Source organism: Klebsiella sp. PL-2018, from assembly GCF_019048985.1.
Classification (GTDB): domain Bacteria; phylum Pseudomonadota; class Gammaproteobacteria; order Enterobacterales; family Enterobacteriaceae; genus Klebsiella; species Klebsiella michiganensis.
Genome location: NZ_CP077673.1, coordinates 210339 through 233472 on the forward strand (window position 1 = coordinate 210339; position 23134 = coordinate 233472).

The 23134-nt window shown below is 56.0% G+C and carries 21 protein-coding genes; 14 read left to right on the forward strand and 7 right to left on the reverse strand.

The window, feature by feature from the left end; translation table 11 throughout:
* Positions 1–36: 36 nt before the first annotated feature.
* Complete coding sequence (gene ilvC, locus MKleb_RS00965; RefSeq protein ID WP_003018001.1) at positions 37–1512, forward strand: ketol-acid reductoisomerase; 1476 nt, start codon at positions 37–39, stop codon at positions 1510–1512.
* Between the two features lie 170 nt (positions 1513–1682).
* Here the strand turns inward: ilvC and ppiC (MKleb_RS00970) are convergent, their stop codons facing one another.
* Entirely contained in the window at positions 1683–1964 is a 282-nt protein-coding gene (ppiC, locus tag MKleb_RS00970; RefSeq protein WP_004097481.1) for a peptidylprolyl isomerase PpiC, read from the reverse strand.
* Between the two features lie 52 nt (positions 1965–2016).
* Positions 2017–2298, reverse strand: a complete 282-nt coding sequence (gene ppiC, locus MKleb_RS00975) for a peptidylprolyl isomerase PpiC (protein WP_004127352.1) — start codon at positions 2296–2298, stop codon at positions 2017–2019.
* Between the two features lie 194 nt (positions 2299–2492).
* On the opposite strand from ppiC (MKleb_RS00975), the gene MKleb_RS00980 reads away from it, so the two are divergent.
* The 4 genes from MKleb_RS00980 to rep all read left to right on the forward strand — a co-directional run bounded on the left by MKleb_RS00980 (position 2493) and on the right by rep (position 6820).
* Positions 2493–3197: a Crp/Fnr family transcriptional regulator gene (locus MKleb_RS00980; RefSeq protein WP_004097483.1), complete on the forward strand. Its 705-nt coding sequence runs from the start codon at positions 2493–2495 to the stop codon at positions 3195–3197.
* A 24-nt stretch (positions 3198–3221) separates the two neighbouring features.
* The gene (locus tag MKleb_RS00985; protein ID WP_004097486.1) at positions 3222–3971 is read left to right on the forward strand and encodes a nucleoside phosphorylase; all 750 of its coding nucleotides are present in this window, start codon (positions 3222–3224) and stop codon (positions 3969–3971) included.
* Positions 3971–4699, forward strand: coding sequence for a nicotinamide riboside transporter PnuC (gene pnuC, locus MKleb_RS00990; RefSeq protein WP_004097491.1), 729 nt, complete (start codon positions 3971–3973; stop codon positions 4697–4699). The genes MKleb_RS00985 and pnuC overlap by 1 nt, the downstream gene beginning before the upstream one ends.
* 102 nt (positions 4700–4801) lie before the next feature.
* Positions 4802–6820 carry a DNA helicase Rep gene (gene rep, locus MKleb_RS00995; protein WP_014227450.1) on the forward strand — a complete coding sequence of 673 codons (2019 nt, stop codon included), beginning with the start codon at positions 4802–4804 and terminating at the stop codon, positions 6818–6820.
* A gap of 3 nt (positions 6821–6823) precedes the next feature.
* Here the strand turns inward: rep and MKleb_RS01000 are convergent, their stop codons facing one another.
* The 3 genes from MKleb_RS01000 to MKleb_RS01010 are packed head-to-tail and all read right to left on the reverse strand — an operon-like array spanning position 6824 to position 10220.
* Positions 6824–7786, reverse strand: a complete 963-nt coding sequence (locus MKleb_RS01000) for a PfkB family carbohydrate kinase (RefSeq protein WP_025108416.1) — start codon at positions 7784–7786, stop codon at positions 6824–6826.
* Positions 7770–9185, reverse strand: a complete 1416-nt coding sequence (locus MKleb_RS01005) for a purine-cytosine permease family protein (protein WP_014837065.1) — start codon at positions 9183–9185, stop codon at positions 7770–7772. The genes MKleb_RS01000 and MKleb_RS01005 overlap by 17 nt, the downstream gene beginning before the upstream one ends.
* A gap of 18 nt (positions 9186–9203) precedes the next feature.
* A complete protein-coding gene (locus tag MKleb_RS01010; RefSeq protein ID WP_025108415.1) occupies positions 9204–10220 on the reverse strand; it encodes an ADP-ribosylglycohydrolase family protein in 1017 nt (338 codons plus the stop codon).
* 221 nt (positions 10221–10441) lie between these two features.
* On the opposite strand from MKleb_RS01010, the gene MKleb_RS01015 reads away from it, so the two are divergent.
* Positions 10442–11182 (forward strand): GntR family transcriptional regulator, encoded by a 741-nt coding sequence (locus MKleb_RS01015; protein ID WP_025108414.1) that lies wholly within the window; start codon positions 10442–10444, stop codon positions 11180–11182.
* 64 nt (positions 11183–11246) lie between these two features.
* On the opposite strand, the gene gppA is transcribed toward MKleb_RS01015, so the two are convergent.
* Complete coding sequence (gppA, locus tag MKleb_RS01020) at positions 11247–12743, reverse strand: guanosine-5'-triphosphate,3'-diphosphate diphosphatase (protein ID WP_160743202.1); 1497 nt, start codon at positions 12741–12743, stop codon at positions 11247–11249.
* A gap of 125 nt (positions 12744–12868) precedes the next feature.
* Positions 12869–14134 carry an ATP-dependent RNA helicase RhlB gene (gene rhlB / locus MKleb_RS01025; protein WP_004127388.1) on the reverse strand — a complete coding sequence of 422 codons (1266 nt, stop codon included), beginning with the start codon at positions 14132–14134 and terminating at the stop codon, positions 12869–12871.
* Positions 14135–14475: 341 nt separating this feature from the next.
* Between rhlB and trxA the strand changes: the two genes are divergently transcribed.
* The 8 genes from trxA (at position 14476) to rffA (ending at position 23133) form a co-directional block, all read left to right on the forward strand.
* Positions 14476–14805: a thioredoxin TrxA gene (gene trxA / locus MKleb_RS01030; RefSeq protein ID WP_004097507.1), complete on the forward strand. Its 330-nt coding sequence runs from the start codon at positions 14476–14478 to the stop codon at positions 14803–14805.
* 329 nt (positions 14806–15134) lie between these two features.
* Positions 15135–16394 carry a transcription termination factor Rho gene (gene rho, locus MKleb_RS01035; RefSeq protein WP_002883293.1) on the forward strand — a complete coding sequence of 420 codons (1260 nt, stop codon included), beginning with the start codon at positions 15135–15137 and terminating at the stop codon, positions 16392–16394.
* Positions 16395–16636: 242 nt separating this feature from the next.
* On the forward strand, positions 16637–17731 hold the full coding sequence (gene wecA, locus MKleb_RS01040) for a UDP-N-acetylglucosamine--undecaprenyl-phosphate N-acetylglucosaminephosphotransferase (RefSeq protein ID WP_004097511.1): 1095 nt from the start codon (positions 16637–16639) through the stop codon (positions 17729–17731).
* Positions 17732–17752: 21 nt separating this feature from the next.
* Positions 17753–18799 (forward strand): ECA polysaccharide chain length modulation protein, encoded by a 1047-nt coding sequence (wzzE, locus tag MKleb_RS01045; RefSeq protein ID WP_014227454.1) that lies wholly within the window; start codon positions 17753–17755, stop codon positions 18797–18799.
* Between the two features lie 56 nt (positions 18800–18855).
* Positions 18856–19986: a non-hydrolyzing UDP-N-acetylglucosamine 2-epimerase gene (gene wecB, locus MKleb_RS01050; protein ID WP_004097518.1), complete on the forward strand. Its 1131-nt coding sequence runs from the start codon at positions 18856–18858 to the stop codon at positions 19984–19986.
* Positions 19983–21245: a UDP-N-acetyl-D-mannosamine dehydrogenase gene (gene wecC, locus MKleb_RS01055; protein ID WP_014837068.1), complete on the forward strand. Its 1263-nt coding sequence runs from the start codon at positions 19983–19985 to the stop codon at positions 21243–21245. The genes wecB and wecC overlap by 4 nt, the downstream gene beginning before the upstream one ends.
* Positions 21246–21323: 78 nt before the next feature.
* Entirely contained in the window at positions 21324–21998 is a 675-nt protein-coding gene (rffC, locus tag MKleb_RS01060; protein WP_025108413.1) for a dTDP-4-amino-4,6-dideoxy-D-galactose acyltransferase, read from the forward strand.
* 4 nt (positions 21999–22002) lie between these two features.
* The gene (gene rffA, locus MKleb_RS01065) at positions 22003–23133 is read left to right on the forward strand and encodes a dTDP-4-amino-4,6-dideoxygalactose transaminase (protein WP_004097526.1); all 1131 of its coding nucleotides are present in this window, start codon (positions 22003–22005) and stop codon (positions 23131–23133) included.
* Position 23134: the final 1 nt, after the last annotated feature.

The window sequence follows — 23134 nt, forward strand, 5'->3', positions numbered from 1 at the left end:
AACAAAAGAAGACACACAACATCACGAGGTATCACCATGGCTAACTACTTTAATACACTGAACCTGCGCCAGCAGCTGGCGCAGCTGGGCAAATGTCGCTTTATGGGTCGCGACGAATTCGCCGATGGCGCAAGCTACCTTCAGGGTAAAAAAGTGGTCATCGTCGGCTGTGGCGCTCAGGGCCTGAACCAGGGTCTGAACATGCGCGACTCCGGTCTGGATATCTCCTACGCGCTGCGTAAAGAAGCGATTGCCGAAAAGCGCGCATCATGGCGCAAAGCAACCGAAAACGGCTTCAAGGTGGGTACCTACGAAGAGCTGATCCCGCAGGCCGATCTGGTGGTTAACCTGACGCCGGACAAACAGCACTCTGACGTTGTACGTTCCGTTCAGCCGCTGATGAAAGACGGCGCGGCGCTGGGCTACTCTCACGGCTTCAACATCGTGGAAGTTGGCGAGCAGATCCGTAAAGATATCACCGTCGTGATGGTGGCGCCGAAGTGCCCGGGTACCGAAGTACGTGAAGAGTACAAACGCGGTTTCGGCGTTCCGACCCTGATCGCGGTTCACCCGGAAAACGATCCGAAAGGCGAAGGTATGGCCATTGCTAAAGCCTGGGCTGCGGCGACCGGCGGTCACCGTGCGGGCGTGCTGGAATCGTCCTTCGTTGCCGAAGTGAAATCCGACCTGATGGGCGAGCAGACCATCCTCTGCGGTATGCTGCAGGCCGGTTCTCTGCTGTGCTTCGATAAGCTGGTGGAAGAGGGTACCGACCCGGCATACGCCGAAAAACTGATTCAGTTCGGCTGGGAAACCATCACCGAAGCGCTGAAGCAGGGCGGTATCACCCTGATGATGGATCGTCTGTCTAACCCGGCTAAGCTGCGTGCTTACGCGCTGTCCGAACAGCTGAAAGAGATTATGGCGCCGCTGTTCCAGAAGCATATGGATGACATCATCTCCGGTGAATTCTCCTCCGGCATGATGGCTGACTGGGCCAACGACGATAAAAAACTGCTGACCTGGCGTGAAGAGACCGGCAAAACCGCGTTCGAAACCGCACCGCAGTTTGAAGGTAAAATTGGCGAGCAGGAGTACTTCGATAAAGGCGTTCTGATGATCGCAATGGTGAAAGCGGGCGTTGAGCTGGCGTTTGAAACCATGGTGGATTCCGGCATCATCGAAGAGTCCGCTTACTACGAATCACTGCACGAGCTGCCGCTGATCGCCAACACCATCGCTCGTAAGCGTCTGTACGAAATGAACGTGGTTATCTCCGATACCGCTGAATACGGTAACTACCTGTTCTCTTACGCCTGCGTACCGCTGCTGAAAGAGTTCATGACCACCCTGCAGACCGGCGACCTGGGCAAAGCGATTGCCGAAGGCGCGGTAGACAACGCTCAGCTGCGCGACGTGAACGAAGCCATTCGCAGCCACGCTATCGAGCAGGTTGGTAAGAAACTGCGCGGCTATATGACCGACATGAAACGCATTGCGGTAGCGGGCTAATTCCCCGTCGTCTTTCAACTTGCAGATGCGTTGGCTGCGTTCGTACACCCCAGTCACATAGTTATCTATGCTCCTGGGGCTGTACTCACTTGCCGCCTTCCTGCAAGCTGAAATCCTTAGGGGAAAGCTGTGAGATAAAAAACCGGTGCAATTCAAAGACACCGGTTTTTTTAATTGCGGTACAGCACCTTGATGATGTGATAACCAAACTGGGTGTGCAGCGGGCCGGTCGGCTCCAGCACCGGGCAGGAGAAGACGACTTTATCAAACGCCGGCACCATCTGGCCCTGGCGGAATTCACCTAAATCGCCACCGCGTTTGCCTGACGGGCAGATCGAGTGCTTCTTCGCCAGTTTACCGAAATCGGCGCCGTTTTTAATTTGCTCCAGAAGATCCAGTGCCAGCTGCTCTTCTTTAACCAGGATATGCAGTGCTGCTGCCGTTTTTGCCATGATCGTACCTTGATGGAATAGGAGATGAATCAGGGCGCAATAGTAGCATGGGCTAGCGGCGATACAGCACCTTAATGATGTGGTAGCCGAATTTGGTTTTGACCGGTCCGTAAGGCTTGAGCAGCGGGCAGCTGAAGACCGCCTTATCGAACGGCCCGACCATAACGCCTTGATTAAACTCCCCGAGATCGCCGCCGTTGCGTCCGGATGGGCACTTTGAATAGCGCTTTGCCAGATGATCGAAGCTCACGCCACGTTCCAGTTTGGCGAGGATCTCTTGCGCCAGCTTCTCTTCTTTTACCAGGATATGCAGGGCTGCTGCGCTCTTTGCCATTATTTTGCTCTCATGTCTCAAAGATATCCCGTTACTTTACCATCCGCTTTGGTCGCGGACCTATACTCTTCGCCATCGCGGGACAGGTGTCTCGCCTGATAGACGGAAGCGGGAGATGGGCAACACTTTTCTTCGGCGTTTTCCCTCTGGCCGGGGACAGCCGTCCTGTCCTTATCGTCGTGGAGCGAGATAACATGGATACAATGAAAAAACCTGAATTTTCAGTCGGCTGGCTTTCCGGGCTGAGCGAGATTGTGCGCGATCCGCTGCTCTATGAATTACTGAAATATTGTCCTCTGGAGATCATGCGGCGCTGGCGCTTCGAAGACATTCCGCGCGGTGATTTTATCTGCCGACAGGGGGAAGTGTGCCAGCGTTTTTCGCTGATTATCGCCGGTGAGGTAGACGTTTTCTATGAGGCTGAAGACGGGCGCCGCTACCGCCAGGCCCGCTACCGTAAAGGCGACATGGTGGGCGAACTCGAGATCTTTGAGTCGCGTCATTACATCTGCTCGGTGGTGGCGGTGGACCATGTGCAGCTCCTGAGCCTGTCGCAGGAACATTTCTGCCGCTGGCTGGCGCTGGATAACCACTTTAACCAGCGGATGCTGCGCTTCTTTAGCCAGCAATATTATCAGCTATCGAAAAAGGCCAGCAGCGACAATCTCTACTCGCTGCATCAGCGGGTGTGTCAGGCGCTATGGCTGCGTTATCAACAGGATGGCGCGAATGAAATCTTGCTGGATAAGCAGAATCTTAGTCAGGAGTTCGCGGCGACGACCCGCAGCATTAACCGTATTTTGCATGACCTGAAAGCGCTACAGATTATTGATACCGATGGTGAACGCATTGTGTTGTTAGCTCCTGAAAAACTGAAGCAGGAGGCTGATATCGGATAACCGCAAGAGTAAGGAGGCGGGAGAATGTCGCTGCAACCCCATATCCAGTTAAGCAAAGAGATGACCGGCGCGCGGTACGCGCTGCTGCCGGGCGACCCGCAGAGGGTCGACCGCATCGTCAATTTTCTTGATAATCCACAGCTGCTCGGTCAGAACCGGGAGTTTCGCGCCGCGCGCGGCTGGTATCAGGGCATCGAGATTTTGGTGCTCTCCACCGGCATCGGCGGACCCTCCACGGCGATCGCCATTGAAGAGCTGCGCCAGATTGGCGTAACAACCCTGATTCGTATCGGCAGCTGCGGCGCATTGCAGGATAATCTTGCGCTCGGCGATGTGATTATCGCTCACGCTGCGGTGATGGATGATGGTACCAGCCGAACCTATGCGCCGGCGGGCTATCCGGCCTGCGCCGACCCGCTGCTGACCTGGGAACTGGTGGCGCAGGCGCGGCAAATGAACATCCCCGCCGCGTGCGGGCTGGTGCGCAGCCACGACAGTTTCTATACCGATCGTGAGGCGGAACTGGATGCGCAGTGGTCGGCGCGAGGCGTTCTGGGTGCGGATATGGAGAGCGCCGCTCTGATGACTATCGGCGCGCTGCGCGGCCTACGTACGGCATCATTACTCAACGTGGTTGTTGCCCACAACGGTTGCCTGGATAGCAGCATCAATGATTATGTCCAGCAGGAGGCGCTGTGCCAGCAGGGCGAAGAACGGCAAATTACCCTGGCGCTGCGCGCCATTTATTCCGCTAGCCAGCAAGGAGGTTTGTGATGGACTTTTTTAGCATTAACAATGTGATGGTCAACATTCCTCTCGGCGAAGGCGGCTATGCGCTATCGTGGATTGAGGCTATCGGTACCGTATTCGGCCTGCTGTGCATCTGGTGCGCCAGCCGGGAAAAAATCATCAACTATCTGTTTGGCCTGATTAACGTCACGCTGTTTGCGGCGATCTTTTTCCAGATCCAGCTCTATGCCAGCCTGCTGCTGCAGGTCTTTTTCTTCGCTGCCAATATTTACGGCTGGTACGCGTGGAGCCGGCAAAACGAGGCGCAGGAGGCCGCGCTCAAGGTACGCTGGCTTTCCCGTCAGCAAACGCTGGCGCTGGGCGGCGTCTGCGCGGTGGCGATTGTGCTGATGACGCTGTTTATCGATCCGGTGTTCGCGACGCTCACTCGTATCATGATTGCTCTGCTGCAAACGTTCGGTATGCAGGTCGCGATGCCCGACCTCCAGCCCGACGCCTTCCCGTTCTGGGATTCCACCATGCTGGTGTTGTCGATTGCCGCCATGGTGCTGATGACGCGTAAATTCGTCGAAAACTGGCTGCTGTGGGTGGTTATCGACGTGATTAGCGTGGTTATCTACGCGGTACAGGGCGTTTACGCCATGTCGCTTGAGTATGTCCTGCTGACGGCGATCGCGGTAATGGGTTCATACAGCTGGATCAAGAGCGCACAGCGTAACGGCTATACGCCGCTTGCCGCGGCCGCATCCTGATTGACCGATTTCCAGGCTGCCTGAATGGGCAGCCTGTTGCTCTCTGTGCCCCTCTTTCTGCTACAATCCCCACCCCGTTCGAAGATTGAGCAAAAGACTCCCATGCGTTTAAATCCTGGCCAACAACAAGCCGTCGAATTCGTTACCGGACCGTGCCTGGTGCTGGCGGGTGCCGGTTCCGGTAAGACCCGCGTGATTACCAATAAAATCGCCCACCTGATCCGCGGCTGCGGCTATCAGGCGCGTCATATCGCGGCGGTCACCTTTACCAACAAGGCGGCGCGCGAAATGAAAGAGCGCGTCGGGCAAACGCTGGGACGCAAAGAGGCGCGCGGCCTGATGATTTCCACCTTCCACACGCTGGGGCTGGATATCATCAAACGCGAATACGCCGCGTTAGGGATGAAATCAAACTTCTCGCTGTTCGACGATACCGACCAGGTGGCGCTGTTAAAAGAGCTCACCGAAGGGCTGATCGAAGACGATAAAGTGGTGCTTCAGCAGCTGATCTCGACGATCTCCAACTGGAAAAACGATCTGCAAACCCCTGCTCAGGCCGCCGCTGGGGCGAAAGGGGAGCGGGATCGGATCTTTGCTCACTGCTACGGGCTGTACGACGCGCACATGAAAGCCTGCAACGTACTCGACTTTGACGATCTGATCCTGCTGCCAACGCTGCTGCTGCAGCGCAACGAAGAGGTGCGGGAGCGCTGGCAGAATAAGATTCGCTATCTGCTGGTGGATGAATACCAGGACACCAACACCAGCCAGTACGAGCTGGTGAAACTGCTGGTGGGACAGCGGGCGCGCTTTACCGTGGTCGGTGATGACGATCAGTCGATCTACTCCTGGCGCGGCGCGCGGCCGCAGAACCTGGTCCTGCTAAGCCAGGATTTCCCGGCGCTGCAGGTGATCAAGCTGGAGCAAAACTACCGTTCTTCCGGGCGCATCCTGAAGGCGGCTAACATCCTGATTGCCAATAACCCACACGTTTTCGAGAAGCGTCTGTTTTCCGAACTGGGCTATGGCGTAGAGCTGAAGGTGCTCTCTGCCAATAACGAAGACCATGAGGCGGAGCGCGTTGCCGGTGAACTGATCGCGCATCACTTTATTAATAAAACTGCCTATAAGGACTACGCGATTCTGTATCGCGGCAACCATCAGTCGCGGGTTTTTGAAAAGATGCTGATGCAGAACCGCATCCCGTACAAAATTTCCGGCGGCACGTCGTTCTTTTCCCGCCCGGAAATTAAAGACCTGCTGGCCTATCTGCGCGTGCTGACTAATCCCGATGATGACAGCGCTTTCATGCGCATCGTCAATACGCCAAAGCGTGAAATCGGTTCGGCGACGCTGAAAAAGCTGGGTGAATGGGCGATGGGGCGCAATAAAAGCATGTTTACCGCCAGCTTCGATATGGGCCTGACCCAGACCCTGAACGGACGCGGCTATGAGTCTTTGACCCGCTTTACCCACTGGCTGCGGGAGATCCAGCAGCTTTCAGAGCGTGAACCGATTGCCGCCGTCCGCGATCTGATCCGCGGCGTGGATTATGAATCCTGGCTCTATGAGACCTCGCCCAGCCCGAAAGCCGCCGAAATGCGGATGAAAAACGTCAATACGCTGTTCACGTGGATGACCGAAATGCTCGAAGGCAGCGAGATCGATGAACCGATGACGCTCACTCAGGTCGTTACCCGCTTTACCCTGCGCGATATGATGGAGCGCGGCGAGTCGGATGAGGAGACGGATCAGGTGCAGCTGATGACGCTTCACGCGTCAAAGGGGCTGGAGTTCCCCTACGTCTACCTGGTTGGTATGGAAGAGGGGCTGCTGCCGCACCAGAGCAGCATTGATGAAGACAACGTCGATGAAGAGCGCCGTCTTGCCTACGTGGGTATCACCCGTGCGCAGAAAGAGCTGACTTTTACCCTGTGCAAAGAGCGCCGTCAGTACGGCGAGCTGGTGCGGCCGGAGCCGAGCCGTTTCCTGCTGGAACTGCCGCAGGACGACCTGATTTGGGAGCAGGAGCGCAAAGTGATTTCGCCGGAAGAGCGCATGCATAAAGGCCAGGCGAACGTCGCCAACATCAGGGCGATGCTGGCGAAAGCGCGTAAATAGCGGCTAGCGGCTGTTTTGCTGTTGAATCTGGAACTGACGTAGCGCTTTGCGACCGGGCGCGCCGTCTGAACCGGGTTGACTGACGACAATGGCCGCCACTTCATTGCCCAGCCGCGTTGCCTGCTGCAAATCCATTCCACAGGCCAGCCCGGCGATCGTACCGGCACAGTGGCTGTCTCCTGCGGCAATCGTGTCGTGGACCTTCACGCGGCAGGCCGGAATATGCTGCGGTGCTGCGTCAGGTTCAACCACCCATGCGCCATCCTTATCAAACCGACAGATCGCCCGAATATGCCAGTCGCTGGCGAGCCGTGAGGCGGCATCAAGGGTCGCGCTATCCAAATCGTATAAACGCGCGCACAGCACGCTGAGTTCATCGCGATTCAGGGTGAGCAGGGGGCGTTTGCGCAGCAGCGCCTGGATAAAGTGAATATCCAGGTCGCACAGACGCGGGCCAAAATCGACGAACAGCGTTTTATCTTCCGTCTGGGCAAGGATCCACTGGCGCAGCGCTTCGCTGGCCAGTTCGTATCCCGAGACGTAAATAATCGCCTCCTTCGGCAGCGGTATTTGCGCTAATAGTTCATCAGTCCAGTGCTGTTCGCAGCCCTCAATGGTGATAAACGTCCGCTCTTTGCTGGCTTCGACAAGAGCCAGACACCAGCCGTTATCGTGGGTGGGATGGCGCAAGAGGACGGGCAAGTTTTCCAGCGCCATTTTTTGCGCAACGGCCTGCCCCCAATCGCCATTGCCTACCGGTATGGCGTTAATGGGAAACAGTTCGAGGCGCGAGAGCGCGCGGGCGACGTTGAACGCACAGCCGCCAATCTGCCGTCCGCCGTCGCGGGCGGAGACATCGCTACCGCTTTGCGGCAGCGCATCGAGATGGAGAATAATGTCGCCAAAAGCGGCGCCGATAACCACGATCGGCCGCTGAGGCGATAGCAGGTCAGCGCTGATTGTCACGGCAGGCCCCCTTTCTCGTTCCGAAGGCGAGATACAGCGCCAGGCTCAGAATAAAAGAGACGAATAACCCGAGGCTGGAGTCCGCGAAAATACCGACCGCGAAAGGTCCGTCGATAAAACCGGTTTTAGAGACCATCAATCCTGCCAGCGCACCGACAATCCAGCAGCCCAGCGCGGTACGGTTTGCGCCGCTCTCCCTGAATAAATCAGCTTCAGGATATCCGGCACGGCGGCGCAGCCGATAAAAATCGACCATAAAGATGGCGGCCCAGGCGGCCAGAAATACGCCGCAGAAAATCAAAAACGCGATAAACGGCCCGAGAAAATCTTTCGAGACAAACAGCACGTAGAGGGCAATCCCCAGCACCAGCACGGCGTCGAGGGCCACGGCGGAACGCTGCTGTAGCTTAATCCCCATGCTTAACAGGTTAAGGCTGGCGGAATAGAGGCTCAACACGGCGATGGTCACGACCCCGGCGGTAGCCGCGGCCAGATAGGGGATTGCCATCCACGAAGGCAGCAGTTTACCGATCGCTGAAATGGGGTTCTCGCTGGAGGCCAGATCGGGGATCTGCGCGGTAAGCAGTATTCCGGTGAGCATCAGCAACAGCAGCGGGAGGGCGGCGCCGCTGACCACGGCGAGAAAAATAGGCTTTTCCCCGGAGTCAGGGCGCTGATCGCGACTATAGTCGGCGCCGGCGATAGCCCAGCTGATGCCGGTGCCTGCGGCAATAATAGACACGGCAGGCAGAAAGCCGGTCAGCCAGCTGCCTGAAGGCAGCGCGAGGATGGCCTGCCAGTCCGCGGTGAAGAGTAAATAGATCACCACCAGCAGCGTCATGGCGCCAAAGATCCGGGTGATCCATTTTTGCATCATCAGCACGGCGTTTTGCCCGAGCACGCTGACCAGTACGGTCAGCCCGCCAAACAAGAAAAGCGACAGCGCGGTGGTGGTCAGACTCTCTTCAAAACCCATGGCGGCAAACAGCGCGACGAGGGTGAGCGTGCCGGTAATGATATTGACTGCTTCCCAGCCCATCAGATTCACCCAACAGAAGCTGGTGGGGGCGATATTACCGCGTTTGCCAAAAATGACGCGGGAGAGGGTTAGCGTCGTCGTACGACCAATTTTCCCGGCGATGCTGGTGATGCCGACCAGCGCAAAGGAGGCGACGCCCGCCACGGCGGCAAGAATCGCCTGCCAGAATGAGAGGCCGAACGACACAATCACCGCGCCGTAAACGACGCCAAGAATGCCAATATTCGCGGCGCACCAGACGAAAAACAGCTGGACCGGTTTCTGGGTCTGGTGGACCGGGGGGACCAGACCGATCCCTAATTCTGCCATTCCGGGATCTGCCGCCTGGATATTTCCATCGTATGAAGCTTTGCTGTCCATAGTGATACCCTCTGTGAATTATGCGAAGCGGTAGCCTGCAAGCCGCTGTGCGTAAGGCGCGAAGTCGATGCTGTTGGCCTGCTTAATCCGTTGTATATGTTCTTCAGGAAAAGCCTCTATGCCATGAAGCGCGCCGCAGATGGCGGTGGCCATCGCGCCAATGGTGTCGGTGTCGCCGCCTAAATTGGCTGCCAGCATAGCGCATTTCATAGGCTGCGTTTTTGCCAGCTCAACCAGAGCAATCGCTGCGGGGACGGACTCGATAATATCCATACCGGCGCCGATGTCCTCATAAATCCGTTCAATACCCGTCAGATGGTCAGTCTCCCCGGCGATCGTTTCCAGCGCCAGGTGGATACGGTTTCCCAGCAGTGGACTAAAAGTGGACTCATAATGGCGCTGCGTCTCATTGGCGAGCGACGCCAGCTCCGTTTTGATTAACGGCCATTCGGCCCCTTCAATGGCGCGGCCGATCGCCCATGCAATGACCACCGCGCCGGCGATAGCGATGTCTGATTTATGCGTCGGCAGGCAGGATAGCCGCACTTGCTCAATGAAAAACGTTCTATCCCCGGTGGGCAGTAGACAGCCCATCGGCGCCACGCGCATTGCCGCGCCGTTGGTTACGCCGTTGGCCGCGATCTCCTCCAGCGGCTGCCCCTGTTCAAGCGCGATCAGGGAAGCCTTCGAGGTCGGGCCAAGAATATTTTTTTCAAAGGCCTGACAGCTTCTGGCCCACAGCAGAATATGCCTGGCGATGACCAGTGGATCGGTCACGCCGTTGGTTTCATTCAGGGCATCCATGAGTGCGATGCATTGATGGGTATCATCGGTGAACTCAGCGGCGCGAAATTCGCAGGCCGCAATATTCTCTTTCGGTCCGGGGAGGAAGCGCTCAATCCAGCCAAAATGGTTGATAATTCGGCGCTTAGGCCACAGTTCGGAAGGCATACCCATCGCATCACCAATGGCTTGCCCATAAAGGCAGCCGAGGATGCGGTTTTCGGTGGTATAGGTAGGGTGAATAGCAGACATCATCGGCTCCCTGGAAGAAATGAATAAAAGTTATACTAAAAGTAGATCCAGATTAAGTCCAGTTAAAGTCCTTTGTGGCCATGCTGTGATCGAAGACGCATTCTGAAAGAAAAGTGAGAAGCTAAAAAAGGGTGGGGAGACGTTATGAGGGGGCTATTGATTCCAGTATGGATCCACTATGATAAATCCACTGCCACTGAATTCCGGAAGACTACGACATTATGCCGCAATCGCTGCTTGAGTATATAAAAGGGCGTCTGAATGCAGAGGCTCCCGCGCCGCTTTATATTCAACTTAAACAAGCTATTGAAGCGGCAATGACCGAGCGGTTGCTGACGCACGGCAGCATCCTGCCTTCCGAACGCAAAATGTCGCAGACGCTTGAGCTATCGCGCGTGACGGTCGTGAAGGCGCTTGATGCGCTGCTGGAGGCCGGGCTGGTTATTAAACGCCACGGAAAAGGGACCGAGGTGAATCTGCCGGTAAGCTATAACCTTGCCAGCGGCGGATTTTCTGCCCAGCTACAAAATTCAGGCGCGGTGTCCAACCGATGGCTGGTGAGGGAAAAGCTGGCGGCGGATGATTTTCTGGCCCGTGAGCTGGAGATCGCGGTCGGCGATCGGGTGGCGAAAATCAAACGCGTCCGTCTGGTCGATGCCCTCCCGGTGTCTCTCGAAACCATGTTTATCCCCGAGCGTTTCTTACCCCGCCCGGATCTACTTGAAGGTTCGCTGTACGCGCACTGGGCGGAAAATGATATTTATCCCGATCTTCAGGATTACTCACTGACGGTGCATATTCCTTCGGCGGAAGAGCTGAATTTGCTCGACCTGCCGCAAGGCGTGCCATTGATGAAAATTACGCTGAAAAGCCGCAATGCTCAGGGAGAGGTGCTTGAGTACGGAACCGCATTCTGCCTGAGCAATTACTTTAATTTTGATTTCAGAGTGAAGCTGCAATAAGCGCTTTGGCATGGCCGGTGTATAAAACCCGCCATCGCTTTATGCGAGAGCGGATCGTAGCCGACTACTGCTCGTTAAGCCGCAGCGGCCAGTGAACGTAGCTCTGCCACTGGCACTCCTGTTCGACCATTTCCCGGCCCAGCGGATGATTCTCCAGCCAGCCCTGCGGCAGCGTTAACGTCAAATTTTCATCTTCGGCAGCCAGCGTAAGCATCGGCAGCAGATCGTCGCGTCGGCGGCTGGCAAACAGAATCGCCAGACGCAGCAGACGGCACATATGCTCCGCGACTCTCGGAGGCACCGCGTTTTGTTGATGAATGGATGAAAGGTCGACGGCGTTGGTTTGGTTTAACAGCAGCGTCGCCAGCAGCTTCTTTTGTGCGGGGGTAAAGCCGGGCAGGTCAAGATTGCGCACCAGCCAGGCGGCGTGCAGGGGGGCCTGCTTGTACTCCACGCTCAGACCAATTTCATGCAGCTGGCAGGCACTTTGCAGCAAATCGAAGCATAGCGGCTCAATTTCCCAGCTGTTTTCCACCTGATGAACGAAATGGGCGGCCAGTTGGGCAACGCGCTGTGCCTGTTCAGTATCAACCAGAAACCGGCGCTGAATATTGCGTAAGGTACGACTGCGAATATCCTGATCGATCGACAGGTGCAGCATGCCGTAGACCAGACCTTCACGCAGCGCGCCGCCGGCGAGCGTCATACACTGAATATTCAGCTCGCTGAAGATGGCCATAAGAATCGCCAGCCCGCTGGGAAAGACGAGCGCCCGTTCAAGCGTCAGGCCTTCGATCTCCAGTTCTTCCAGACGACCGCACTGAATGGCGCGCTGTTTGAGCTGCTGTAGCTTGGCTAAGGTGATGCGTTCATCCATCCCCTGCGCCATCATGATTTCCTGTAACGCCTGAACCGTACCGGACGCCCCGACGCACACTTTCCAGCCGTGATAGCGCAGCACATCGGCGACGGGACGCAAAACTTCACGCGCGGCGGTTTCGGCCTGGTCAAAGTTCTCTTTGGTCAGGCTGCGATCGGCAAAGTAGCGTTCCAGCCAGGTCACGCAGCCCATGGACAGGCTGAAAAGCGAGGTGGTTTGCGCACCGGTACCGGTAACCAGTTCGGTGCTGGCGCCGCCAATATCCACGACCAGACGCTGATCTGCGCCGCCTGTTGTATGCGCAACGCCCTGATAAATCAGGCGCGCTTCCTCTTCACCGCTGATAACCTGAACCGCGCAGCCGAGGATTTCCCGCGCTTTCTCCAGAAACTCACCGGCGTTAACCGCCAGGCGCAGCGTCGCTGTGGCGACCACGCGGATTTGCGTCGGGGGGATATCCTGCAAACGCTCGGCAAACAGGCGTAAACATTGCCAGCCGCGCTCCATGGCTTCCGCCGAGAGCGTATTGTCGCCGCTGAGTCCAGCGGCCAGACGGACTTTGCGTTTGATACGACTCAGGGTCTGGATGCTTCCGGCAACCTCGCGTACAACCAACATATGAAAGCTATTGGAGCCAAGATCGATAGCGGCATAGAGCGAGGTGGAGCTCATACACTTCATCCTTCAAGTTGCCTCTGTGTTGGCTGCGTTCTCTTACCCGAATCACTTACCAGCGTCAGCTCGCCGCGATTCGCTTTCCTGCGGCCTTGATGCAACTTGAATGATTTTGTGTATGGCATAGTGCTTTAACCTGAACGACGACGATTACGTGGCGGACCGTTACGACGCGGGCCGTTGCCCGGGCGCGGGCGCGTAAGACGTAGCGGTCTGGGCAGTTCAGTCATCAGCGCGTCCGAATTGTATTTGCTGACCGGAATTGAATGACCGATATAGGTTTCAATTGCCGGCAGATTCAGCGCGTACTCTTCACAGGCCAGGCTGATGGAGTGACCGCTGGCGCCAGCGCGGCCGGTACGGCCAATACGGTGAACGTAGTCTTCGCAATCGTCCGGCAGGTCGTAGTTAAAGACGTGCGTAACGGCCGGAATATGCAGACCGCGGGCGGCAACGTCGGTTGCGACCAGAATGTCGATATCGCCGCGGGTAAATTCATCGAGAATGCGCAGGCGTTTTTTCTGCGCAACGTCGCCAGTTAACAGACCAACGCGATGGCCGTCCGCCGCCAGGTGACCCCAGATATCTTCACAACGATGTTTGGTGTTGGCGAAAATAATCGCGCGATCCGGCCACTCTTCTTCCAGCAGCGTCTGCAGCAGGCGCATTTTTTCTTCGTTGGAAGGATAGAACAGCTCTTCTTTAATACGGTGGCCCGTTTTCTGCTCAGGCTCAACTTCGACGTACTCGGCGTTGTTCATTTGTTCGAACGCCAGTTCACGGACGCGATAAGAAAGGGTGGCAGAGAACAGCATGTTCAGGCGCTGATTCGCTGGCGGCATACGGCGGAACAGCCAACGGATATCTTTAATAAAGCCGAGATCGTACATGCGATCGGCTTCGTCAAGCACGACAACCTGAATGGCGCCGAGGTTAATATGGTTCTGTTTGGCGTAGTCGATAAGGCGACCGGTGGTACCGATCAGAATATCCACGCCGCTTTCCAGCACTTTCAGCTGCTTATCGTAGCCGTCGCCGCCGTAAGCCAGGCCGAGTTTCAGACCGGTAGCCTGCGCCAGCGGTTCGGCGTCAGCGTGGATCTGAACCGCCAGTTCACGCGTCGGCGCCATGATCAGCGCGCGCGGCTGGTTGACCTGGCGGTCAGCGATCGCCGGGTGAGTGAGAAGATAATGAAACGTTGACGTCAGAAACGCCATCGTTTTACCGGTACCGGTTTGCGCCTGCCCGGCGACATCGCGACCTTCCAGCGTAAGCGGGAGGGCGAGTGCCTGAATGGGTGTACAATTATGAAACCCTTTCTTTTCAAGGGCTTCAATCACTGCCGGGTGCAGGGCGAAGTCGGAAAACTTCTGTTCTGTTAAATGTGTTTTGCTCATAGTGTGGTAGAATATCAGCTAACTATTGCATTAAGAAAGCGTATCCGGTGAAATAACGTCAACCTTTCGTTGGCTATGTATGAAATTATTCAAGGTGCGTCTGCGGCAACTGAACGAATCTTCGAAAGCTTAGACTACTAAGCGAGGCGAGGGTGACAAATCTGCGATAAGCCGGTTTGAACGCTGGTTGCTTTATCTTTTGCGGGGCAAAGTTCATGATGGGCATTGTGATGCAGAGAGATAAAAGAGGCATTCTGAAGAACAGCGTGCATAACGTAGCATCGACACGTCGTTGATGGCCGCGACACCAACACACCAGGCTTATTCCTGTGGAGTTAAATATGAGCGATAAAATTATTCACCTGACTGACGACAGTTTTGACACGGACGTACTCAAGGCTGACGGGCTAACCCTCGTCGATTTCTGGGCAGAGTGGTGTGGTCCGTGCAAAATGATCGCCCCGATTCTGGATGAGATCGCTGAAGAGTATCAGGGCAAACTGACCATTGCGAAACTGAACATCGATCAGAACCCGGGTACTGCGCCGAAATACGGCATTCGCGGCATCCCGACCCTGCTGCTGTTCAAAAATGGCGAAGTGGCAGCGACCAAAGTTGGCGCGCTGTCCAAAGGACAGCTGAAAGAGTTCCTCGACGCCAACCTGGCGTAAGCGGCTTGTTCTCCCGGCGTCCAGCGTCCAATTTTTTGCGGATCTCTGGACGCCCGGCGAGAGTCGTGCTAAGTTAATCTCAGACTTCGTTTTAAACATACCTTTGTTTGAATCTTGTTTTACCCAAAGCGTCCCGCAAAAATGCGCGTGAAGCTTATAATCCGGGCTTATCACTCATTCCGTTTAGTCGTTTCAGTTCTGCGTTCTTTCCTGTGACCAGGCAACGTACAGACACGAGATGAAGGCCGTTAACAGGCATGGATGTTCCTGCCATACCATTCACAACATTAAGTTCGAGAATTACCCCGAGTTTAAGAACCCACACCATTATGAATCTTACCGAATTAAAGAATACGCCGGTTTCTGAGCTGATTACTCTCGGCGAAAATATGGGGCTGGAAAACCTGGCCCGTATGCGTAAGCAGGATATTATTTTTGCCATCCTCAAGCAGCATTCGAAGAGTGGCGAGGATATCTTTGGCGATGGCGTACTGGAGATACTGCAGGATGGATTTGGTTTCCTCCGTTCAGCAGACAGCTCCTACCTCGCCGGTCCCGACGACATCTACGTATCCCCCAGCCAAATCCGCCGCTTCAACCTCCGCACTGGTGACACCATTTCCGGTAAGATTCGTCCTCCTAAAGAGGGTGAGCGTTACTTTGCGTTGTTGAAAGTTAACGAAGTTAACTACGATAAGCCGGAAAACGCGCGTAACAAGATTCTGTTCGAGAACTTAACCCCTCTGCACGCAAATTCACGTCTGCGTATGGAGCGTGGTAACGGCTCAACGGAAGACTTAACCGCTCGCGTCCTGGATCTGGCATCGCCGATCGGCCGCGGCCAGCGTGGTCTGATTGTTGCGCCGCCGAAGGCCGGTAAAACCATGCTGCTGCAGAACATCGCGCAGAGCATTGCGTACAACCATCCTGATTGCGTTCTGATGGTACTGCTGATCGACGAACGTCCGGAAGAAGTGACCGAGATGCAGCGTCTGGTTAAAGGTGAAGTTGTCGCTTCTACCTTTGACGAGCCGGCATCTCGCCACGTTCAGGTTGCCGAGATGGTTATCGAGAAAGCGAAGCGTCTGGTTGAGCATAAGAAAGACGTTATCATCCTGCTCGACTCCATTACCCGTCTGGCGCGTGCCTACAACACCGTCGTCCCGGCTTCCGGTAAAGTGTTGACCGGTGGTGTGGACGCCAACGCCCTGCATCGTCCGAAGCGTTTCTTCGGTGCCGCGCGTAACGTGGAAGAGGGCGGCAGCCTGACGATTATCGCTACGGCGCTGATCGATACTGGTTCTAAAATGGACGAAGTTATCTACGAAGAGTTTAAAGGCACCGGTAACATGGAGCTTCACCTCTCTCGTAAGATCGCAGAAAAACGCGTCTTCCCGGCTATTGACTACAACCGTTCCGGTACCCGTAAAGAAGAGCTGCTCACCACTCAGGAAGAGCTGCAGAAGATGTGGATCCTGCGTAAAATCATTCACCCGATGGGTGAGATCGACGCGATGGAATTCCTCATCAATAAACTGGCGATGACTAAAACTAACGATGACTTCTTCGACATGATGAAGCGCTCGTAAGCTAAAAACGCCAGAGAACGCCACGCTATTGCGTGGCGTTTTGTTTTCCGGGTTTGTATGATCCAGGAAGGGAAAACAAAATGGGTCTTAACGTATGATATGCGCAGGATGATGGCAGGCAGAGACGGCTTTAACAGTCTAAAATTTCTACAATAAATTTGTAATGTTCTGCTTTGCCCCTTCTGGAGTTGAGGCATCATCGTTATACTTCCCGGATTAACTATGCTGAGAGCACATGCGTTGTGAATTTACTCACTGCTATTACTGAATTAATCAGTATTTTCTTATTCACCACCCTGTTTATATTTATCGCTCGCAAGGCGGCAAAAAGAGTTGGGCTGGTGGATAAACCTAACTATCGCAAACGGCATCAGGGTTTGATTCCGTTAGTCGGTGGTATTTCAGTTTTCGCAGGTATTTGTTTTACGTTTGCTATCGCCGATTATTACATTCCCCACGCTCGGTTATACCTGGGATGTGCCGGGGTGCTCGTGCTGGTCGGTGCGCTGGACGACCGCTTTGATATCAGCGTAAAAATTCGCGCGGTAATTCAAGCCGCTATCGCCGTCATTATGATGATGGTGGGTAATCTTCATCTTAGTAGCCTCGGTTTTATATTCGGCTCATGGGAGCTGGTGCTCGGCCCTTTTGGCTTCTTCCTCACGCTGTTCGCCGTCTGGGCGGCGATCAACGCCTTCAATATGGTTGATGGTATCGATGGGCTGCTTGGCGGTCTGTCGTCAGTCTCTTTCGCGGCAACGGGCATTATCCTGTGGTTTGATGGCCAGTACAGCCTGGCGATGTGGTGTTTTGCGATGATTGCCGCCATTTTGCCCTATATTTTACTTAACCTCGGTGCGCTTGGTCGTCGCTATAAGGTCTTTATGGGTGATGCCGGCAGCACCATGATTGGCTTCACTATCATCTGGATCCTGCTGGAGACCACGCAGGGAAAAACGCATCCTATCAGCCCGGTCACGGCGCTGTGGATTATCGCTATTCCGTTGATGGATATGGTGGCGATTATGTACCGTCGCCTGCGCAAAGGGATGAGCCCATTCTCCCCGGACCGTCAGCATATTCATCATTTAATCATGCGCGCCGGGTTTACTTCCCGTCAGGCGTTTGTGCTGATCACCCTGGCCGCCGCGCTGCTGGCCCTGGTTGGCGTGGTGGCGGAATACACCCGCATTGTTCCTGAATGGGTGATGTTAATACTCTTTTTGTTAGCCTTCTTTCTTTATGGCTACTGCATTAAACGCGCCTGGAAAGTGGCGCGCATGGTTAAGCGCATTAGACGCAGAATACGGCGACACAGCGGCAATAATCCAAATTAACCAAGTCAATCTGGGGACGTGATGACTCAACCATTACCGGGAGCACAAACAGTGAACGTTGAGAACGAGCTGGATATTCGCGGGCTGTTTCGCGCCTTATGGGCCGGAAAAAGCTGGATAGCAGGTATCGCAGTGCTCTTTGCACTGATTGTTCTGGTTTATACCTTTTTTGCTCGTCAGGAGTGGAGCGCGACGGCGATTACCGACCGACCGACGGTGAACATGCTGGGGGGATACTATTCACAACAGCAGTTCTTACGCAATCTCGATATCAAGGCCAATCTCGTCTCTGTCGATCAGCCTTCGGTCATGGACGAAGCATATAAAGAGTTCATCATGCAGCAGGCGTCGTGGGATACCCGCCGCGACTTCTGGTTGCAAACGGACTACTACAAGCAGCGCCAGTCGGGTAACGCTCGCGCCGATGCCGCGCTGTTGGATGACCTGATTAACGATATCCAGTTCATGCCCGGCGATGCGCTAAAAAGCATCAACGATAGCGTGAAGCTGACGGCAGAAACCGCGCCTGATGCCAACAATCTGCTGCGCCAGTATGTGGCTTTCGCCAGCCAGCGTGCGGCAGGGCATCTGAATGATGAGCTCAAAGGCGCCTGGGCCGCGCGTACCGTACAGATGAAAGCGCAGGTGAAGCGCCAGGAAGAGGTGGCGCGAGAGATTTTCAATCGCCGCATGCACAGCGTGGAACAGGCGCTGAAAGTCGCGCAGCAGCACAACATCTCCCGCAGCGAAACCGATATTCCACCAGACCAGCTGCCGGATTCCGAGCTGTTTTTACTGGGGCGTCCAATGCTGCAGGCCCGGCTGGAAAATCTGCAGGCGGTGGGGCCGCAGTACGATCTTGATTATGACCAAAGCCGCGCCATGTTAACGACGTTGAACGTGGGGCCGACCCTGGACCCGCGTTTTCAGACTTACAGGTATTTGCGAACGCCTGAAGAACCGGTAAAACGCGATAGCCCGCGCCGCGTGTTTCTGATGGTGATGTGGGGGATTGTGGGCGCGCTCATCGGCGCAGGCGTTGCGTTATCGCGTCGCCGTGTCCAGTGAATGCGGCCTGTGGTGAAGGACATTCAGCCTTTATCACCTAATCGAAGAGAATCGATGTGAAAGTACTAACGGTATTTGGCACGAGACCAGAAGCTATCAAGATGGCGCCTCTGGTTCATGCGCTGGCAAAGGATCCTCATTTTGAGGCGAAAGTTTGCGTGACCGCGCAGCATCGGGAGATGCTCGATCAGGTGTTGAAACTTTTTTCTATTGTTCCGGAATACGACCTTAACATTATGCAGCCGGGTCAGGGATTGACGGAGATTACCTGTCGCATCCTTGAAGGTTTAAAGCCGGTGCTGGAGTCGTTTAAACCAGACGTGGTGCTGGTGCATGGCGATACCACCACGACGATGGCGGCAAGTCTGGCCGCTTTCTATCAGCGGATCCCGGTAGGACACGTGGAAGCCGGGCTGCGCACGGGCGATCTGAGCTCGCCGTGGCCGGAGGAGGGGAACCGTACGTTGACCGGGCATCTGGCGACGTACCACTTTGCGCCGACGGAAACCTCAAGGCAGAACCTGCTGCGGGAAAACATCGCCGACAATCGGATCACGGTAACCGGTAATACGGTTATTGACGCGCTATTCTGGGTGCGCGACCGGGTGTTGAGCGATGAAGCCCTGCACAACGAGCTGACTCAGCGTTATCCCTTCCTCGCCAACGGCAAGAAGATGATTCTGGTCACCGGACACCGTCGGGAAAGCTTTGGCCGCGGTTTCGAGCAAATCTGCCATGCGCTGGCGGAGATCGCCGCGAACAATCCGGACGTACAGATCGTCTATCCGGTGCATTTGAATCCGAACGTCAGCGAACCGGTGAAGCGCATTCTCGGCCACGTTGAGAACGTCATACTTATTGAGCCGCAGGATTATTTGCCGTTTGTCTGGCTGATGAACCGCGCGTGGTTGATCCTGACCGATTCCGGCGGTATCCAGGAAGAGGCGCCCTCGCTCGGGAAACCGGTGCTGGTGATGCGTGAAATGACCGAGCGCCCGGAGGCGGTCAGCGCGGGCACCGTGTGCCTGGTGGGTACCGATAGCCAGCGCATCGTCAATGAGGTCACGCGCCTGCTGCAAGATGAGTCCGCGTATCAGGCCATGAGCCGGGCGCATAACCCGTATGGCGATGGACATGCGTGTCATCGTATTTTGTCTGCACTTAAAAATAATCAGGTAACGCTATGAATTTTTCTACCATTTCAGTGATTGGCCTTGGATATATTGGCCTGCCAACCGCTGCCGCGTTCGCCTCCCGGCAAAAGCGGGTGGTCGGCGTTGATATCAATCAACACGCCGTGGAGACCATTAACCGTGGTGAAATTCATATCGTGGAGCCGGATCTGGCGAGCGTCGTCAAAACAGCGGTCGAGCAGGGCTACCTGAGCGCCACTACCGCGCCGGTAGAAGCCGACGCTTACCTGATTGCGGTGCCGACGCCGTTTAAAGACCTGCATGAACCGGATATGGTTTTCGTCGAGTCGGCGGCGAAATCTATCGCACCGACGCTGAAGAAAGGGTCGTTGGTTATCCTTGAGTCCACCTCGCCGGTGGGGTCAACCGAGCAGATGGCGGGCTGGCTGGCGGAAATGCGCCCCGATCTGAGCTTCCCGCAGCAGGTTGGCGAAGCGGCGGACGTCAATATCGCCTACTGTCCGGAGCGCGTGTTGCCGGGGCAGGTGATGGTTGAGCTGATTAAAAACGATCGCGTGATTGGCGGCATGTCGCCGGTTTGCTCAGCCCGCGCCAGCGAGCTGTATAAAATTTTCCTCGAAGGCGAATGCGTGGTGACCAACTCGCGCACCGCCGAAATGTGCAAGCTGACTGAAAACAGCTTCCGCGACGTTAATATCGCTTTTGCCAATGAACTTTCGCTAATTTGCGCCGATCAGGGGATCAACGTCTGGGAACTGATTCGTCTGGCGAATCGTCATCCGCGCGTCAATATCCTCCAGCCGGGGCCGGGCGTTGGCGGCCACTGCATCGCGGTCGACCCGTGGTTTATCGTGGCGCAAAACCCGCAGCAGGCGCGGCTTATCCGGACCGCGCGTGAAGTCAACGACCACAAACCAGAATGGGTGATTGATCAGGTCAAAGCGCGGGTCGCCGACTGCCTCGCCGCCAGCAACAAACGCGCCAGCGAGCTAAAAATCGCCTGTTTTGGCCTCGCGTTTAAGCCGAATATTGATGACCTGCGCGAAAGCCCGGCCATGGCCATTGCCGCGCAGATCGCCCGCTGGCACGGCGGCGAAACCCTGGTCGTTGAGCCAAATATTCATCAGCTGCCGAAAAAGCTCGACGGACTGTGCGCTCTGGCGTCGCTGGACGAGGCGCTGGCGAGCGCCGATGTGCTGGTGATGCTGGTCGATCATAAAGAATTTAAAGCGGTTGGCGGGGAGAGCGTTAGCCAGCAGTTTATCGTCGATACCAAAGGGGTGTGGCGGTGAGAGAGCGTCTGGTAAAAGATGAAAGTGTTCGCAGCTTCGCGCGCTTTCATCGTGACCAAAACTTAACAGATCTATTTTATGTTCGCCCGCGCCAGTATTGAGCCCCTTGAGTGGGAAAACCGCTTCTTCGGCGTCAATAGCGCCATTCTCCGCTTTGGCGACGATGCGCCGCCGCTGACGGTGCAAGCGCTGGCGGGATGGTCGCGGGTGCAGGCGAAAGTCGCGGCGGATGATGCCGCGCGCCTGGATGCGCTGCAGGCATTAGGCTTCCGGCTGGTGGAGGGCGAGGTCGATCTTGCGCTTTCGCCCGCGGCTTCTGATGATATCGGCGCCGAGCCGGCGACTGAGGTGGATATCCCCCGGCTGCGCGAACTGGCGGCGCTGGCCTTTGCGCAGAGCCGTTTTCGCGCCCCGTGGTATTCCGACGATGCCAGCGGTCGTTTCTATGCCCAGTGGATTGAAAATGCGGTGCGCGGAACCTTCGATCACCAGTGTCTGGTGCTTCGCGCCCCTGACGGCGATATTCGCGCGTTTGTCTCCCTGCGCCAGCTCAGCGAGCGCGAGGCGAGGATTGGCCTGCTGGCCGGACGCGGCGCCGGAGCGGAATTAATGCAGGCGGCGCAGCGCTGGGCCGCGCTGCGCGAGCTGACGACGCTGCGGGTGGCGACCCAGATGGGCAACACCGCCGCGCTTAAACGTTACATTCTTAGCGGTGCCAATGTCGAAAGCACCGCGTACTGGTTATACAGGTGACATGATGATTCCATTTAACGCGCCGCCGGTGGTGGGTACCGAGCTTGATTATATGCAGTCCGCGATGGGGAGCGGCAAGCTGTGCGGCGATGGCGGTTTTACCCGCCGCTGCCAGCAGTGGATGGAGCAGCGTTTCGGCACCGCGAAAGCGCTGCTGACGCCATCCTGCACCGCTTCGCTGGAAATGGCCGCGCTGCTGCTGGATATTCAGCCGGGCGATGAAGTGATTATGCCGAGCTATACCTTCGTCTCCACCGCCAACGCCTTTGTGCTGCGCGGCGCGAAAATCGTCTTCGTTGATATTCGTCGCGATACCATGAATATCGATGAAACGCTGATTGAAGCGGCCATCACCGAGAAAACCCGCGCGATTGTACCGGTCCACTACGCCGGCGTGGCCTGCGAGATGGACACCATTATGGCTATCGCCAGCAAGCATAATCTGTTTGTGGTGGAGGATGCCGCTCAGGGCGTGATGTCGACCTATAAAGGCCGGGCGCTCGGCACTATCGGCCATATTGGCTGCTTCAGCTTCCATGAAACCAAAAACTACACCGCGGGCGGTGAAGGCGGCGCAACGCTGATTAACGATCGCACGCTGATAGAGCGCGCGGAGATCATTCGTGAAAAAGGCACCAACCGCAGCCAATTTTTCCGTGGCCTGGTGGATAAATATACCTGGCGCGATATCGGCTCCAGCTACCTGATGTCCGATTTACAGGCGGCCTATCTGTGGGCGCAGCTGGAAGCGGCGGAGCGGATTAACCAGCAGCGTCTGGCGCTGTGGCAGAACTACTACGACGCCCTGCTGCCGCTGGCGCGCGCCGGGCGTATCGATCTGCCCATCGTGCCTGCCGACTGCGGGCAAAATGCGCATATGTTCTATATCAAGCTGCGCGATATTGACGATCGCAGCAAGCTGATCGCCTGGCTGAAAGAGGCGGAAATTCTGGCGGTATTCCACTATATCCCGCTGCACAGCTGCCCGGCCGGGGAGAACTTCGGCGAGTTCCACGGGACGGATCGCTACACGACCCAGGAGAGCGAACGCCTGCTGCGCCTGCCGTTATTCTACAATTTGTCGAACGTTAACCAGCGCACGGTGATTAACTCGCTGCTGAGCTATTTCTCCTGAT

Bases quoted from the DNA above. Each gene is read 5' to 3' on its own strand.
- ilvC (WP_003018001.1), top strand. From the start codon at position 37: ATGGCTAACTACTTTAATACACTGAACCTGCGCCAGCAGCTGGCGCAG.
- ppiC (WP_004097481.1), bottom strand. From the start codon at position 1,964: ATGGCAAAAACGGCAGCAGCACTGCATATCCTGGTTAAAGAAGAGCAG.
- ppiC (WP_004127352.1), bottom strand. From the start codon at position 2,298: ATGGCAAAGAGCGCAGCAGCCCTGCATATCCTGGTAAAAGAAGAGAAG.
- MKleb_RS00980 (WP_004097483.1), top strand. From the start codon at position 2,493: ATGGATACAATGAAAAAACCTGAATTTTCAGTCGGCTGGCTTTCCGGG.
- MKleb_RS00985 (WP_004097486.1), top strand. From the start codon at position 3,222: ATGTCGCTGCAACCCCATATCCAGTTAAGCAAAGAGATGACCGGCGCG.
- pnuC (WP_004097491.1), top strand. From the start codon at position 3,971: ATGGACTTTTTTAGCATTAACAATGTGATGGTCAACATTCCTCTCGGC.
- rep (WP_014227450.1), top strand. From the start codon at position 4,802: ATGCGTTTAAATCCTGGCCAACAACAAGCCGTCGAATTCGTTACCGGA.
- MKleb_RS01005 (WP_014837065.1), bottom strand. From the start codon at position 9,185: ATGGACAGCAAAGCTTCATACGATGGAAATATCCAGGCGGCAGATCCC.
- MKleb_RS01010 (WP_025108415.1), bottom strand. From the start codon at position 10,220: ATGTCTGCTATTCACCCTACCTATACCACCGAAAACCGCATCCTCGGC.
- MKleb_RS01015 (WP_025108414.1), top strand. From the start codon at position 10,442: ATGCCGCAATCGCTGCTTGAGTATATAAAAGGGCGTCTGAATGCAGAG.
- gppA (WP_160743202.1), bottom strand. From the start codon at position 12,743: ATGAAGTGTATGAGCTCCACCTCGCTCTATGCCGCTATCGATCTTGGC.
- rhlB (WP_004127388.1), bottom strand. From the start codon at position 14,134: ATGAGCAAAACACATTTAACAGAACAGAAGTTTTCCGACTTCGCCCTG.
- trxA (WP_004097507.1), top strand. From the start codon at position 14,476: ATGAGCGATAAAATTATTCACCTGACTGACGACAGTTTTGACACGGAC.
- rho (WP_002883293.1), top strand. From the start codon at position 15,135: ATGAATCTTACCGAATTAAAGAATACGCCGGTTTCTGAGCTGATTACT.
- wzzE (WP_014227454.1), top strand. From the start codon at position 17,753: ATGACTCAACCATTACCGGGAGCACAAACAGTGAACGTTGAGAACGAG.
- wecC (WP_014837068.1), top strand. From the start codon at position 19,983: ATGAATTTTTCTACCATTTCAGTGATTGGCCTTGGATATATTGGCCTG.
- rffC (WP_025108413.1), top strand. From the start codon at position 21,324: ATGTTCGCCCGCGCCAGTATTGAGCCCCTTGAGTGGGAAAACCGCTTC.
- rffA (WP_004097526.1), top strand. From the start codon at position 22,003: ATGATTCCATTTAACGCGCCGCCGGTGGTGGGTACCGAGCTTGATTAT.